Source organism: Sporosarcina sp. P16b (assembly GCF_002743065.1).
GTDB lineage: Bacteria > Bacillota > Bacilli > Bacillales_A > Planococcaceae > Sporosarcina.
The window spans coordinates 1-14,372 of sequence record NZ_PDYO01000028.1; the positions used below are offsets into that span (position 1 = coordinate 1).

Here is a 14,372-nt window from a genome sequence, read left to right on the forward strand (position 1 = left end):
GATCGAAAGAACTTTAAGTTTTCGTATACCGTTCCGTCTGACAAGATAGCGAAATCCTTCAGCCCGACATCCATCCCTACGGAAGAGTTGGTCTTAGGCAGTTCGGACACTGTCGTTTCCACCAGGACGGATACGAAATATTTTCCAGTGGCAGTGCGTCGGATGGTCGCATTCATGATTCGTCCATCTACTTCTCGACTTTTGGCGAGCTTTACCCAACCGAGCTTTGGGAGTTTAATGGCATGGCCGACAATGGAGATATTGCCGTTCGTTTGTTTGGTTGTGTACGATTGAGCGTGATGATTTTTCGATTTAAAGCGTGGTCTAGCATTTTGTTTTTTGAAAAACCTTTCAAAAGCGTCCGCTAGATTTTTCAAGGAAGACTGAAGAGAAATACTATCGACTTCTTTCAGCCAAATCGTATCTTCTTGCTTTTTTAATTGCGTTAATTCGGCAGAACAGATGCCATAAGAAAGCCCTTTGCCGGTTTCCTTAAAGGCATGTTCCCACTTGGACAAGAAGTGGTTAAAGACAAACCGGCTGCAACCAATGGTTTTGGCGATCAACATCTGCTGTTCTTTCGTTGGATAGATTCGGAACCGAAACGCTTTGTGAATCAGCATGAAGTGCACCTCCATTGTGTAGAACATATGTTTCTATTATAGCGGACTGATACACTCTTTGGCTAGCGCCAACCGACATTCATCTCCCGCTTACTCATTGGGCCGTGCCCAATTCATTCCTTGAAGCTGGAGTCTTCTATCGGAAATAAGATAAAAAAACAGTATTCCTAGTTCATAAAGAACTAAGGAATACTGTTGCAAGTCCTAGATAAATGACGACACTGATGACGTCGTTGAGTGTAGTAATAAATGGCCCCGAGGCAACAGCCGGGTCCACTTTAAGTTTATGCATAAATAACGGAATAAATGATCCCGAAATGGTGGCAACGAAAATCGAAACCATCATCGCTGCTCCTACTAGTAATGCAATCACCAGTTCATGCTTCCAGATAAAGATTAATAAGACGACGAATATCGCACAAATCAAACCTGTAATAATTCCCGTGCCTGCTTCTCGTATTAGTAACTTCAACTTACTTTCATCTTCAATATCACGTGTTGCGATACCACGAACCGCAACAGCAAGTGACTGCGTTCCACTATTTCCGGCAGTTCCGGCGATTAAGGGGATGAATGCTGCTAATAGAGCAACTTGAGAAATCGTATCCGTAAATAAATCAATTAAGTTTGCTGTCAACATTCCGAGAACCAATAAAATCAGTAGCCATGGAATTCGCTTTTTGGCAGCAGAGAATGGATTTTTATCAAAAGTATCCATTGTCGAAACACCGGCTAGCTTAGAATAGTCATCCGATGCTTCCTCATCGATTACGTCGATAATGTCATCGACTGTGATAATCCCTAGTATATGTTGCTGGAAGTCGACGACTGGAACAGCTAGGAAGTTATAATCCTGAATCGTTCGAGCGACGTCTTCTTGGTCGTCTGAAACGGATACGCTGACGAGACGATCACTCATAATGGAGCGGATTAATGTATCTTCATTGGCAATTATTAAGTCACGTAACGAAACGACCCCAGTCAAACGCTGGTAATCATCTACAACAAAAATATAGTAAATGGTCTCAGCGCTTGGTGCTTCACTACGCAAAATCGTCATAGCGGAACGAACTGTGGAATTCTCGGAAACCGTGACGAATTCCGTCGTCATGATCGAACCGGCTGTATATTCTTCATAGTGTAGTAATGCTTTAATTTGAAGCGCCGCTTCTTTATCCATCAACGTTAAATAGCTAACGACTTTCTTTTTATCTAGTTCTTTCAGGACATCTACCGCATTATCCACAAACATGTATGAAATCATCTCTGCAGCATATGTCGCGTCCATCTCCTCAAGGAACTCTTCGTATTCATCTTCCTCAATTTCACTTGTTTCAAATATTTCTGCAAGTTCTTTTGGTGATAGATAAAAATACATCAATTCACGAAGCTCTGCACCCACTTCTTCATAAAAAGTTGCTCGATCATACGGATGAAGTACCAGATATTCTTGTCTGAACGAATGAATATCCTCGTTAATCAGTAATTCCCGCAACTTCACCGCATCCAAAACGATTTCACTTTTCATTTGTTCTGGTTGAGTAGTCATGATTTCACACCTTCCCTTCTGCACATACGATACGCTTAAACATACTAATTAGTTACTATAAAACGTTCTGACTGCTTTGCATTAACAGAGTTGTGCTGTTTTTCGAATCCGCACACTTGCTGACTTTGCCGTAAATAGTATTGCATATCTTCCGGCAACGGACTAGTAAAGTGCATTCTCTCTTTCGTGAGTGGATGAAGTAAACTGACACCAGAACAATGCAATGCCTGGCGTGGGAATACATCCCGATCCGCCCCGTATAAATCATCACCTACAAGTGGATGTCCGAGCCATTGCATGTGCACACGAATTTGATGCGTACGACCTGTATGCAACGTCAAGTCTATGACGGTAAAACAGTCTGTTTCATGACGATAATGTGCAGTTACTGATACATCTGTTTTTGAATACTGACCATCATCCCGTACCATTCTCTCAATAATACTACCTTCTCTTCTGCCAATCGGTTGTTCAATAGTCAAGAATGGCGTAGTAATTATGCCTTCTGAGAATGCAGTATAGTGGCGTTGAAACAAATCTTGCGCCATTTGTTTGCTTAATAGATGATGGATATGACGGTTTTTCGCCACACAAATAATACCTGACGTATCCGTATCAAGACGTGTCACCATATGAGCAGTTGAAAGAATACCTTCACTTTCAAATTTTCCACAGACAAAATTCGCAAGCGTTCCAGAAGGATGATTGCGAGAGGGTATCGTACTTTGTCCAGCGGGTTTATCAAGCACCAAAAGAGTTTCATCTTCATACAAAATGGATAAGGTACCTTCTTGTGGAATCAAGCCATCACTCACTTGTTCAGGAGGGAATAATACTGTCACTTGATCATTCGGCTGTAATTTATGACGCACGTTTTGAGATTTCCCATTCACCAATATCTCTCCACCGCGATATTTAATAGCGGTTAACGTCGTTTTGGAAATTTCATGCTGTGCCAAAAATTCACGTAGCAATCCACTTTTCTTCACAACGAATTGTAATCGAAACAGTGTATTATTTTTTCTTTTCATCATTTTCACGTTCATAGATTAAATCACTCGCGACAAATGACTCTTCTACACGTTTCCAGAATGGGAAAGGACGGAAGCGCGCAAAGCCCATTTTTTCATTGGACACTTTATATTCGATGGATTTCACATCTTTATGAAGGAGTTGCAAATGATCGACTGTCACCATGAAATCGGGACCTTTTACAGGCGTCAATGTACAGATATGATGATCGGGTAAAATGAGTGGAGATCCTACTGTACGGAATACTCGATTATTAATCGATGCCATTTCTGTCAATTGCATAGATGGCAATGAAGGATGGATAATCGCACCGCCTAGCGATTTGCTGTAAGCAGTGGATCCAGATGGCGTCGACATGCAAAGCCCATCTCCTCTAAATCGTTCAAAGTGTTCTCCATTTAATTCAACATCCATCACCAACGTAACTTCAGGTGATTTTACGGTAGATTCATTCAACGCTAAATAAGATGCACTTTTTTCGGAATGACGATAATTAATCGTCACTTCAATTAAAGGATACTCGATGACTTCGTACTCTTGTCTTGCGATCAAGATCACCAGTTTTTCTATTTCAGAAGGTTTCCAATCCGCATAAAACCCTAAGTGCCCCGTATGGATCCCCACAAATGATGTCTTATCCAAGCGGTGAATATATTTATGGAAAGCATGCAATAGCGTTCCATCCCCACCGATGGACAACACAATATCCGGCTCTTCCTCATCATACTTCAAGCCGAAATCGCGCAAATATACACGTGCTTCTTTCATTAACTTATTGGATAGCTCATCATTTCGCGACTGAATTGTGAATTTCATTACATCACTTCCATTCTTCTTGTGAAATTCTTTTGCCATATATCAATTCACCTTTTCCAGCACCGGCTTGAATATTTCTTCTACAGCTGTACTGAATTCCTCGCCATAATTATCATTGCCTTCAATATTGAATATCAACGCTTGCAATTCGTCTGCAGCACCTGTTAAACGTATTTTCTGATCTTGCCAAATCAACACAGGTTCCGCTTGTTGCAGTAGCATATCGACTAGCCCACGCCAGCTGTCTCTCGGGAAATTCGCATAACGATAGCCAGTCTCGTGATCAAATATATATACAAACGATTGATGATCTGTGTCTGTCAACATTTTTCCAGCTGGAGAACCTAACGGCCACTCTGCTTCTGGATTCAATATAAATTGAACTTCATTACCGTCGTTACGTGTATCAATGATTTTATTTTTCATGTTCAAGACATCCACTTCCTTAATTAAAGTCTTTACGTTTAGTCTACCATATGCCACACATAGTTGCATTTCGTTATTGTGCATTATGGTAAGAAAGTTGGTATAATGAATATAATAAACGAACCTATTTACGATCTTCAATAAACAGGAGGAAAAAGTATGAATCTCGAACCCATTAACACTCGGTTACTCCTTGAAATCAATACACTGCAAACTCTTGGAGCGGTTCAATCCTTCAGTAGTAATACACCGACCAGCTCCAATTCGTTCCAGATGGTACTTACGCAATTGTTGGAAGGCAATAACATTAGCGCTGAACTCGCAAAACAATCCGAGCAATTATTTAGCCAGGGAAGCAGCGTGTCTCCATTTGGTATGTCACAAAGCCCAATTGAAGTAGTTACCGCTGTATCAACAGCCACATCGTCGCCAGCAACTACTAATCCATACGCAGATATCATCAAACAAGCTGCTGATAAATATCAACTACCAGAAAAACTAATTGCTGCCGTCATCAAACAAGAATCCAACTTCAAAAGCAACGCAAAAAGTCATGCAGGCGCAGCCGGACTCATGCAACTAATGCCAGGTACGGCTAAATACCTCGGCGTGTCCAACCCCATGGACCCTCACCAAAACATCATGGGCGGAGCCAAATATCTACGCAACATGCTCAACCAATTTGGCTCGAATGAAATGGCACTAGCAGCCTACAACGCGGGACCGGGGAACGTAAAAAAATACGGAGGCATCCCGCCTTTTAAAGAAACCCAGAACTACGTAAAAAAAGTCATGAACTACTACCACCAAATGGTGTGAAATTTCGCTGTCGTTTTTCGCAACGTATACCTATAACTCCCCAGTGGATTGCAAGCCTAAGGCGACTTTGAATCAGATTAGCCAGCTAGTTGATCCGACTCGAGCGATCCAATCTGCTATATAACAAGAAACAAAATAAGTTCTTTTATTTGTATAGAAATTCGTTCGTTGATAGAATACAGATACAGATGCACGAAGGGGTGTGAATTTAATGACTCGAAAACCTGTCATCCCTTTTGAGGAGATCGGCGAGAAAAAATTACATGAACTGATTGAAACATTTTACGCAAAAGTGGCTGTTCACCCAGATCTCATTCCTATTTTTCCTGATGATTTATCCGAAACCATTAGGAAGCAAATACAATTTCAAACACAATATCTTGGTGGACCGAACCTATTCACGGAAGAGCACGGACATCCTATGATGAGAGCTCGACATAACCCTTTCCCTATAACACCTACACGCGCAGAAGCATGGCTAGCATGCATGGCTGAGGCAATGGACGACGTAGGACTGGAGGGTCCACTTCGGGAAGTCTACTATAAGCGCCTTGTCTTAACAGCCAACCATATGGTAAATAGGAACGAGGAGGAAGATCAGTGAACTATCTAACTGTTATTGATGATACGTTACACTTCTCTGCTTCAGTAAAGCCCATTGAACTCTATGTATTTCTTGATCCTTATTGTAAAGATTGTTGGTCACTGCAACCGTTGCTACGTAAAATGCAGGTCGAATACGATCACTATTTTACGTTACGCATCGCGTTAAGAACACCTATGACAAAACTGAATTCACCTTCTTTACTTGATCCGAACGATGCAAAATCAACCAAGCGGTCAAATCCTTGTTTCCCTAATATTGCAGTAAAAGCTGCAGAGTTCCAAGGTAAGCGAGCTGGATTCCGTTACCTATCCTGTTTACTTGAGTACTCCTTCTTGAAGAAGCGTGACGTCGCGTCCTATTCAGTTCTCGTTGAAATTGCTTCACGCATTAATTTAGACGTAGATGAATTTATCGCGGATTTCACTTCTGAAGAAACATCGCGTGCTTTGCAGGTCGATATGTATTTAGGTAATGAAATGGAAGTGGACGAGGCACCAACTTTCGTTTTCTTCAATAGCAATATAGAAGACGAAGGATTGAAAGTAAGCGGCCTCTATGACTATGCGATCTACGAACAGATTTTAGAAGAACTAATCGGAGAACAACTTCTACCAGAAATACCTCCTACTATTGATTTGTTATTCAATCGTTTTGATTTACTCACAACGAAAGAAATCGCAGAAATGTGTCACGTGACAGAAAAAGAAGCTGAACGCGAATTAAAGAAACGCTTACTAAAACAGGAAATCGAACGAATCCCTTTCCAAGATCGTACGTTATGGCGTAAAAAGCAACCGAATTGTTCACTAATTAAATAGCCCTTATACTAGTCGAAGCCCAACAGATTGTTGGTGCTTCGACTTTTTCACGTAAAAAATAAAGAAAAGAGCATCCGCTCCTGGGGGGGAGTGAATGCTCTCTTTCAAAGGGAATGGGAGAAATGTTCACGTTCAAACAAAAGGGGTGTATGTTTGGTATGTGATTTATTCCACAATTACACCATATCATAAATGACTTATGACTTCAACAAATTATAACAGTTTTCATCCAAATGTCATGGTCTTTGCGAATGTCTGTCGAAACATGCAGTCTATAGTTACCCTCTTTTTGCCAATAACTGTTCCAGTTCTTCCAATCTCGCCTCAAATACCCGGCACGCTTCTTCAATCGGTTTTTCTGATGTCATATCGACACCCGCTTTTTTCAGTACTTCGATTGGATAGTCGGATGAACCTGCCTTTAAGAAGTTCGTAATATAACGTTCTACTGCAGGCTCCCCTTCTTCTAAAATCTGCTTGCTGAGCGCCACAGCCGCACTATATCCTGTCGCGTATTGATAGACATAATAATTCATATAAAAGTGAGGAATACGCGCCCATTCTAAACCGATTTCCTCGTCACTAACAATCGCATCACCATAATACTTTTTATTCAAAGCATAGTATTCTTCGGTTAACTTTTCAGCAGTCAACGGTACACCGTCTTGATCGAGCTGATGAATCAAATGCTCGTATTCCGCAAACATCGTCTGGCGGAACACCGTCGCACGGAATCCATCCAGCCAGTAGTTCAACAAGTAAATCCGCTGGTCTTCATCTGTCGTCACTTTCAATAAGTGGTCATTCAGCAATGCTTCATTCACTGTTGACGCAACTTCCGCCACAAATATAGAATACCCACTATATATGAATGGTTGATATTTACGGGAATAATAGCTGTGTACACTATGTCCGAACTCATGCGCTAACGTAAACAAATTGCTCACATTGTCTTGCCAGTTCATTAAGATGTAAGGATTCGTTCCATAAGAGCCTGAAGAATACGCACCCGAACGTTTCCCTTTATTTTCACGCACATCAACCCAGCGATTATCCAGTCCTTCCTTTACAACAGCCCGATAATCTTCACCAAGCGGGTGGAAGCTCTCGAGCATAGTATCTTTTGCTTCCTCATATGTGTACTTCATCTTTGTATCTTCGACTAGTGGTGTATAGATATCCCACATATGAAGCGTATCCACATTCAATACTTTTTTGCGTAATGCTACATAACGATGCAATAAACCTAGATTTTTATTGATGGTAGACAACAGGTTTTCATACACTTGCTCTGGAATATGGTTATTGGATAATGCCGCTGCTCTTGCTGAGCTATAATTTCTAATTCTGGCGTTGACATTATGCCCTTTTACATTTCCGCTTAATGTCGAAGCAAATGTATTTTTAAACTCTCCGTACCTTGAATACATTTCTTTAAAAGCCGCTTCTCGTACTTTTGGGTCTTTGCTCTCTAAAAATTGTGAATAACGACCATGTGTCAATTGAACGTCATTTCCATCTTCATCTTTGACTAAACCAAAAGTTAGATCGGCGTTATTTAACATACTGAATGTTTCGGAAGATTTTCCTGTCACTTCAGATAACTGCGCGATTAATTGCTCCTGTTCTGAAGACAGAACGTGAGCGCGTTCTGCATTCAACTCTTCAAATTCCTGTTTATATAAACGCAAGCCTTCATGCGACTCAATCGTTTCGTTCAGTTGCTTTTCATCGATCGAGAGTAATTCTGGAGTGAAATAGGATAATGCTGTAGATATTTTCACGACTAACGTTCTAATCCGACCATCCATTGCCTGATAAAAACTGTTCGTCGTATCCTGATCTGTTTTAAGATGCGCATAAGTGTACAATCTTCGTAGACGTTCTGCCAACTTATCACGATATGTTAACGCTTCAAAAAGTGGACGAGCTCCATTTCCTAGAGTGCCTTTATACTGTTCTGCCTCTTTAGCCATCTCTTCAATTTTGCTGTACTCTTTATCCCATTCTTCATCAGATGAAAATATATCTTCCAAGCGCCATGTTTCCTCTTCAGATACTTCATCGCGCATCAATACTTTGTGATCATTCGTCAATCCAATTCCTCCTCCTGCATTTACCGTTATTTGATTCTCTTGTATTTTCTCAATTCTTGGCATGCATTGCAAGAAATCGCCCTGAAAGTATTTCCAGCACAAAATCTTTACCCATGAATTGATCCAATCGATAGATATCTATGCGACGCTCTTTCAAGAAATCCACATAACTTTGACAGGCTTCCAATTGTCGGCTTGACTCTCCTTCAAAAGTTTTGACAAATGAATGAAGAATAGAGCGATTTAGTTGAAAAGGTGTATTCCTCGTGTGTCGGATAGCCGCGATAAGTAGTAATTGCCATTCACTATCAGACTCTGTAAATGCTGCTTGCCCGAATGTCGGAACGCCAATCCATGCGGGTAGTTGAATGGGCTGTACACGCAATTCATAACATGCACGCAAAAAGCGATGATGGATACCTCTTTGATTATACCCAATTACCGACCGAAGATACTTGCGGCGCGCAGATTGGTATTGACGTGTTAGTTCTTCTATGTCTTTTATGGATGGAGTAGCAGGAATAGCGAATGGAATCGTTTGATGTGCACTTCGCATGACGGAGTGACATACCACAAACGCAGTGCCTCGAAGATGGATGAAATGACTGAGGTAGTGAAATTGTTGCTTTAACGGATTGTACGTGATGAACACGGATAACGCTTCTTTAGTATGTGAATGAATGTGGCGGATAAAGTGTTGTTGGAATTGAGTGAATCGATGAGTAAGGACAAATACTGAAGAGTCTTGCACTTTTTGAGGTGTTAGTACTATCCAAATTGGCGTCATATTTACCGTATCGTAGCCTGCGTTACGCTCAAGGATACGGGCTATGGGAATCGTACTGCATTGGAATTCGATAGGGACTTGCTCGTTTCGCCATGTTACAAGCAAATCGGGACGTTGCCGGATGTCAGGCAGATAGGGTTCCATTTCTGTTGGTAGTTGAAGACGTGAAAATAGTTCATAAAGTTGGATTTTACCGAGTAGATGGGTTGGGGACTCCCCTTCTGAGAAACTATCTCGGCAGGTGGTTTGCTTCTGATGAGCAAAGTGTGGGATCACAATATCGCCGACTTTTAGGAGTACTTGTTCTTTGCATTGAGGACAATGAAAGGTTTCGTTTTTACGCCACTCTCGTAAGTTGACTAGGGACCACTGCCGTGTTAACACGACTTGCTTCCCGCCACTTGTTAGAGCTGTTAACAAGGTCTTCACACTCCTTCTCCTCTATACTACGAATTTTCTGATTAGTTGGCAAGAGAAAGTTTCATGATTCAATCTTATAGATGCAGGACGACAGCCTGCCTCGCAGTTGTGCCTGCGCTACTGTGGGGAAATAAATTAGTTTGTGTTTCTAACAAAAAGAAAACTAGCAACATTGTGATACCAATCATGTATTTCTTGCTCACTTTTTGTTGGGGACGTCGCTCGACTGGTTGTTGGATACTAAAATTAGTGAGTGTATGCTTTCTCGACCCGCACAGGCACGTGGGGGATTGCCTCCAGCCCTGAGCCAGCTGGCGATAGTGCTGCCAGTTGTCTCAGGGCCACGGCCTACCCCGCAGTTGCGCCTGCGCTACTTAGTGGTAATGACATAAGTTGTGGTTCTAACAGAAATAGAAACAGCGACATTGTGATACCTATCACTTGTTTCTTGCGAGTGAAGTGTATGAACTGTCCTACACACTATCTAACGAAGGTGCCTGCTGTGGTAGGCGAAGTAAGGAGACAGAGACAGGCGCACTTCCTGTCTGTGGCTCCTTGCGAAAGCCATCCACCAGCGCCGAAGTGGGGGCAATGAGCATTACACTTACATTGTCAGCAAAACCATAATCCCATGCTCAAACACGAGCAGAAAAAAGTACGTGAAAGAACTACAACTCAGTACTGCTTATTACGCACTCATGATAGAACTACAACCCTATCCCCAATCCTATTTCAGATTAAACAAGTACTTGAACTAGTCCTACACACCATTTAACAAAGACGCTACCAGTAGTTGGCAGAAAGAAAAAGGCTACCAAATTACCGGTAGCCTTTTAGAGTATTATGAAAAATATTTAGTTACTTGTTCAAATACGTCAGATCCCATAACTTCCTTGCCATATTCAGCTATACGATGAATAGACATTTTAGACACTGCACCGTATTCCGTTACCATGCTGGCAATGTCTTTCGCACGTTTCTTCTCAATGAGAGAATAATCGAAGCGTAAGTTGAGATAATAACGATCCTCGAATGCGTATAGTTGCGAATCAAATTCGTCTTCGAGTGAAATCATCTTGCTAGCCAATGGTATGATCTGGTCAAATTCATTGAAAACAAATATTCTATCTGTCACTTGCAACTCTTCTTCATTTTCTTCTTCAGAATCAGTAATCGCATCGAAAATTGGATCGAATAATTCTTCTGGATCTTCAATTCCAAAAGGAAACTGTGATGATTCTGCGTTCTTCGGAAGATGCGCGCGAGTTACAATTACTTCGATGCCTTCATTCATCGCGTTAACTTGAATCCAAAGCGGTCCTTCTACTTCAAATTCCGTGTCGTCACCGAGTTCATCCATCATATCCCAAAAAAGCTCTTCGCTTTTGTCACGATTATACCAGACGTCTTCTTTACTAAAACCACGGGCTTCAATATCTCCATAGGACAGATTAAACTTTACCGTGTTTTCATTAATGCGCTCTATTTCCATCCCTTATCTCTCCCTTCTGTAAACAGGCCCTCCCCTGTTATATACTAATACACACTTGCAATGCTTATTACTACTATATGTCGACTTCGACGTTTTCGTAAGGGTTTATTGAATTTCATTTCATGTTATACGCATTGAAGTGGTTAAGCTAGAGGAACACAAGGGAATATCAATTCAAAAAAGCTGATAGGCACAATTGTATCCCGTGTCATCCCTATCAGCTTTTGTTATTAAGATTAGTTTACCATACGCCGCGCTTCGAGCAGCTGATAGGCTCTAACTTTTCTCGGTAGGAAACGACGAATCTCATCTTCATTATACCCTACTTGGAGTCTTTTTTCATCTAGAATGATTGGTCTTCTTAAAAGCCCAGGATGCTCTTGAATCAATTCATAAAGTCTTTGAAGTGGAAGACTTTCTACGTCAACATTTAATTTTTGAAAAATCTTGGATCGTGTTGAAATAATTTCGTCAGTACCGTCTTCAGTCATCCGAAGAATTTGTTTGATTTCTTGAATATTCAATGGTTCAGAGAAGATATTACGCTCTGTATAAGGAATCTCATGTTCCTCCAACCATGCTTTTGCTTTTCTACAAGATGTACAACTAGGCGATGTATAAAGTGTGACACCCATATATTGACACGTCCTTTCCTACGGCTTACGCTCATTAGATTTTGTATACTTGCAATTCACGTAATTCAATTTAGAATTATTATAATTAATGTCTATACTGTTCATTATACACATAATCATTCTCAATTAATATAGTTTTTCAAAAAAACTTTTTCGGAATTCTCAATTTCTTATTTTTCAACATTCCAGTAGAGAATCATGCTGTTTTCTGCGATTAATGAACACCTTCTACTGTTATACCCAGGGTGGAAATGTTTTAAACATTTCAATTGTAAAAAAATGCATTCTCATTTAGAAAATAAATCTACTAATTATTCCCTCACTATATAGTACGTACAGATGTACTAAAAGGTTTCATATAGTGCTAAAGTTTTTTCATTATATCAAATCAAAGTTGCATTTTTTATAAGGTATCGATATAATCTTAAGCAATAAGTGAATGGCATTGAAGGAAATAGTATTTTTGTGACGGTTTTTGTAGAGAGCTTGTATAAGGTGAAAACAAGTAAAGCTGCACAAAGAGAATGGGCTCCTGAGCTTGATGGATGAAAACAGTACTCCATCACGTCTTCTCACGTTACGGGAATAGAGCGGCTATTTTTAGCAATTCGGGTGGTACCACGGTTACCTTTCATCAATCGTCCCTATTTACAGGGGATGACTGATGTTTTTTTATGCCGTTTTTTTACGGACGACACAGACTGTTTCGTTCCAGTCGACAATTCAAAGGAGGATACATGCTTATGAAAACTATTTTTTCAGGCGTACAACCAACAGGTGTCATCACATTAGGGAACTACATTGGCGCGTTCCGTCAATTTGTTGAACTTCAAAACGACGAGGACTGTATTTTTTGCATCGTTGATCAGCACGCAATTACAGTGCAGCAAAATCCAGATGACTTAAAACAAGCGATCCGTTCATTAGCCGCTACGTATATCGCAAGTGGCATCGATCCAGAAAAATCCACATTATTCATCCAATCGGAAGTTCCAGCTCATGCACAAGCCGGATGGATCATGCAATGTATTTCGTACATTGGTGAACTCGAGCGTATGACACAGTTTAAAGACAAATCAGATGGAGCAGAAGGTGTATCTGCCGCACTTCTTACCTACCCTCCATTAATGGCTGCGGACATTTTATTGTATAACACGGATATCGTGCCAGTCGGTGAAGATCAGAAGCAACATTTAGAGTTAACTAGAGATCTAGCAGAACGCTTCAATAGCCGATACGGAAAAGTATTGACCATTCCGGCCGTTCGTATTCCTAAAAATGGAGCTCGCATAAAATCTTTACAAGATCCATTGAAGAAAATGAGTAAATCCGATCCGAATAAAAAAGCGACGATTACGATTTTGGACACACCAAAAGAAATCGAAAAGAAAATTAAAAGTGCAGTAACGGATTCTGAAGGTATTGTGAAATTCGATGTTGAAAACAAACCGGGTGTTTCCAATTTATTGATAATCGAATCTTCACTGAGTGGTGTAACCATCGAAGAACTAGAAGCGAAATACGAAGGCCAAGGCTACGGTGCATTTAAAACCGGTGTCGCTGATGCCATCAATACACATTTGGCGGGAATCCAGGAACGCTACCATGAATTAATCGATTCCCCTGAACTTGATGCAATCCTCGACCAAGGAGCAAAAAAAGCAAACACCATCGCTTCCGCCACCCTCAAAAAGATGGAGGCCGCGATGGGCTTGGGACGCACACGGTAAGCAGTAATAAAATTACCGCCGTCACCAACATCATAAAATCTGTCGACTGCAAAATAAAAATCAAGATCTGTCGATAATTATAACCCAGTGCAGAATAATTTAAGTAAAACAACAAATTAGCGAGCGTCACCACAATCACACAATAACTACAAATAAACACAAAAAAACGTGTCACAGCCATCTCGTCCTTTTCCCTTTTCTTTCATCCTATGTTCAGACTAGGTGCAATTAGACGAGTCCTGTTGCCCACAACCAAAAAGACTGAAAACATCTCCTAGAATACCTTCAAAGGAGCATGTCTTCAGTCTTTTTTGTATATTGATTCAGCAAGGTTTGGAGTTTGATTTGTAATGCACTAATCTTCACTTGATAGAACAACACACTAGTTGACCGTAAGTGGAAGGCGACTCCCTCTTGGAAATACGATAGTGACAAGGTTTATCGCGTTCTAAGTATGACCAAAAATTTTTTTCTGCATGTATCCGCAGTATGCGTTCCTTAAAATACATGACTTTACTTATT

General features: G+C 40.8%; 13 protein-coding genes and 1 other annotated feature. Of the genes, 4 read left to right on the plus strand and 9 right to left on the minus strand.

The window, feature by feature from the left end:
- From CSV77_RS16245 to CSV77_RS16265, 5 genes are all read right to left on the minus strand, one after another.
- Positions 1–623 (minus strand): RNA-guided endonuclease TnpB family protein (locus CSV77_RS16245; protein WP_144034691.1); only part of this gene is annotated, 623 nt, incomplete at its 3' end.
- 172 nt (positions 624–795) lie between these two features.
- Positions 796–2,172 (minus strand): magnesium transporter, encoded by a 1,377-nt coding sequence (gene mgtE, locus CSV77_RS16250; RefSeq protein WP_099674209.1) that lies wholly within the window; start codon positions 2,170–2,172, stop codon positions 796–798.
- 44 nt (positions 2,173–2,216) lie between these two features.
- Positions 2,217–3,218 (minus strand): RluA family pseudouridine synthase, encoded by a 1,002-nt coding sequence (locus tag CSV77_RS16255; RefSeq protein WP_233212290.1) that lies wholly within the window; start codon positions 3,216–3,218, stop codon positions 2,217–2,219.
- Positions 3,187–4,020 (minus strand): NAD kinase, encoded by an 834-nt coding sequence (locus CSV77_RS16260; RefSeq protein ID WP_099674215.1) that lies wholly within the window; start codon positions 4,018–4,020, stop codon positions 3,187–3,189. The genes CSV77_RS16255 and CSV77_RS16260 overlap by 32 nt, the downstream gene beginning before the upstream one ends.
- A gap of 42 nt (positions 4,021–4,062) precedes the next feature.
- Positions 4,063–4,446, minus strand: a complete 384-nt coding sequence (locus tag CSV77_RS16265; RefSeq protein ID WP_144034692.1) for a UPF0738 family protein — start codon at positions 4,444–4,446, stop codon at positions 4,063–4,065.
- A gap of 159 nt (positions 4,447–4,605) precedes the next feature.
- On the opposite strand from CSV77_RS16265, the gene CSV77_RS16270 reads away from it, so the two are divergent.
- From CSV77_RS16270 to CSV77_RS16280, 3 genes are all read left to right on the plus strand, one after another.
- Entirely contained in the window at positions 4,606–5,265 is a 660-nt protein-coding gene (locus CSV77_RS16270) for a lytic transglycosylase domain-containing protein (RefSeq protein ID WP_099632623.1), read from the plus strand.
- A gap of 211 nt (positions 5,266–5,476) precedes the next feature.
- Positions 5,477–5,869, plus strand: a complete 393-nt coding sequence (locus tag CSV77_RS16275; RefSeq protein WP_099632622.1) for a globin domain-containing protein — start codon at positions 5,477–5,479, stop codon at positions 5,867–5,869.
- Positions 5,866–6,690 (plus strand): DsbA family protein, encoded by an 825-nt coding sequence (locus CSV77_RS16280; RefSeq protein ID WP_099674211.1) that lies wholly within the window; start codon positions 5,866–5,868, stop codon positions 6,688–6,690. The genes CSV77_RS16275 and CSV77_RS16280 overlap by 4 nt, the downstream gene beginning before the upstream one ends.
- 278 nt (positions 6,691–6,968) lie before the next feature.
- On the opposite strand, the gene pepF is transcribed toward CSV77_RS16280, so the two are convergent.
- The 4 genes from pepF to spxA all read right to left on the minus strand — a co-directional run bounded on the left by pepF (position 6,969) and on the right by spxA (position 12,120).
- A complete protein-coding gene (pepF, locus tag CSV77_RS16285) occupies positions 6,969–8,762 on the minus strand; it encodes an oligoendopeptidase F (protein WP_233212291.1) in 1,794 nt (597 codons plus the stop codon).
- Positions 8,763–8,835: 73 nt separating this feature from the next.
- Positions 8,836–10,002, minus strand: coding sequence for a competence protein CoiA (locus CSV77_RS16290; protein ID WP_099674213.1), 1,167 nt, complete (start codon positions 10,000–10,002; stop codon positions 8,836–8,838).
- A gap of 832 nt (positions 10,003–10,834) precedes the next feature.
- Complete coding sequence (mecA, locus tag CSV77_RS16295; protein WP_099674214.1) at positions 10,835–11,485, minus strand: adaptor protein MecA; 651 nt, start codon at positions 11,483–11,485, stop codon at positions 10,835–10,837.
- A gap of 236 nt (positions 11,486–11,721) precedes the next feature.
- Positions 11,722–12,120, minus strand: coding sequence for a transcriptional regulator SpxA (gene spxA / locus CSV77_RS16300; protein WP_009765721.1), 399 nt, complete (start codon positions 12,118–12,120; stop codon positions 11,722–11,724).
- A gap of 436 nt (positions 12,121–12,556) precedes the next feature.
- Positions 12,557–12,769 (plus strand) — a binding site (T-box leader).
- Between the two features lie 94 nt (positions 12,770–12,863).
- Between spxA and trpS the strand changes: the two genes are divergently transcribed.
- The gene (trpS, locus tag CSV77_RS16305; RefSeq protein ID WP_099637569.1) at positions 12,864–13,850 is read left to right on the plus strand and encodes a tryptophan--tRNA ligase; all 987 of its coding nucleotides are present in this window, start codon (positions 12,864–12,866) and stop codon (positions 13,848–13,850) included.
- The last annotated feature ends 522 nt before the right edge of the window (positions 13,851–14,372 follow it).

Bases quoted from the DNA above. Each gene is read 5' to 3' on its own strand.
- mgtE (WP_099674209.1), bottom strand. From the start codon at position 2,172: ATGACTACTCAACCAGAACAAATGAAAAGTGAAATCGTTTTGGATGCG.
- CSV77_RS16255 (WP_233212290.1), bottom strand. From the start codon at position 3,218: ATGAACGTGAAAATGATGAAAAGAAAAAATAATACACTGTTTCGATTA.
- CSV77_RS16260 (WP_099674215.1), bottom strand. From the start codon at position 4,020: ATGAAATTCACAATTCAGTCGCGAAATGATGAGCTATCCAATAAGTTA.
- CSV77_RS16265 (WP_144034692.1), bottom strand. From the start codon at position 4,446: ATGAAAAATAAAATCATTGATACACGTAACGACGGTAATGAAGTTCAA.
- CSV77_RS16270 (WP_099632623.1), top strand. From the start codon at position 4,606: ATGAATCTCGAACCCATTAACACTCGGTTACTCCTTGAAATCAATACA.
- CSV77_RS16275 (WP_099632622.1), top strand. From the start codon at position 5,477: ATGACTCGAAAACCTGTCATCCCTTTTGAGGAGATCGGCGAGAAAAAA.
- pepF (WP_233212291.1), bottom strand. From the start codon at position 8,762: ATGCGCGATGAAGTATCTGAAGAGGAAACATGGCGCTTGGAAGATATA.
- mecA (WP_099674214.1), bottom strand. From the start codon at position 11,485: ATGGAAATAGAGCGCATTAATGAAAACACGGTAAAGTTTAATCTGTCC.
- spxA (WP_009765721.1), bottom strand. From the start codon at position 12,120: ATGGGTGTCACACTTTATACATCGCCTAGTTGTACATCTTGTAGAAAA.
- trpS (WP_099637569.1), top strand. From the start codon at position 12,864: ATGAAAACTATTTTTTCAGGCGTACAACCAACAGGTGTCATCACATTA.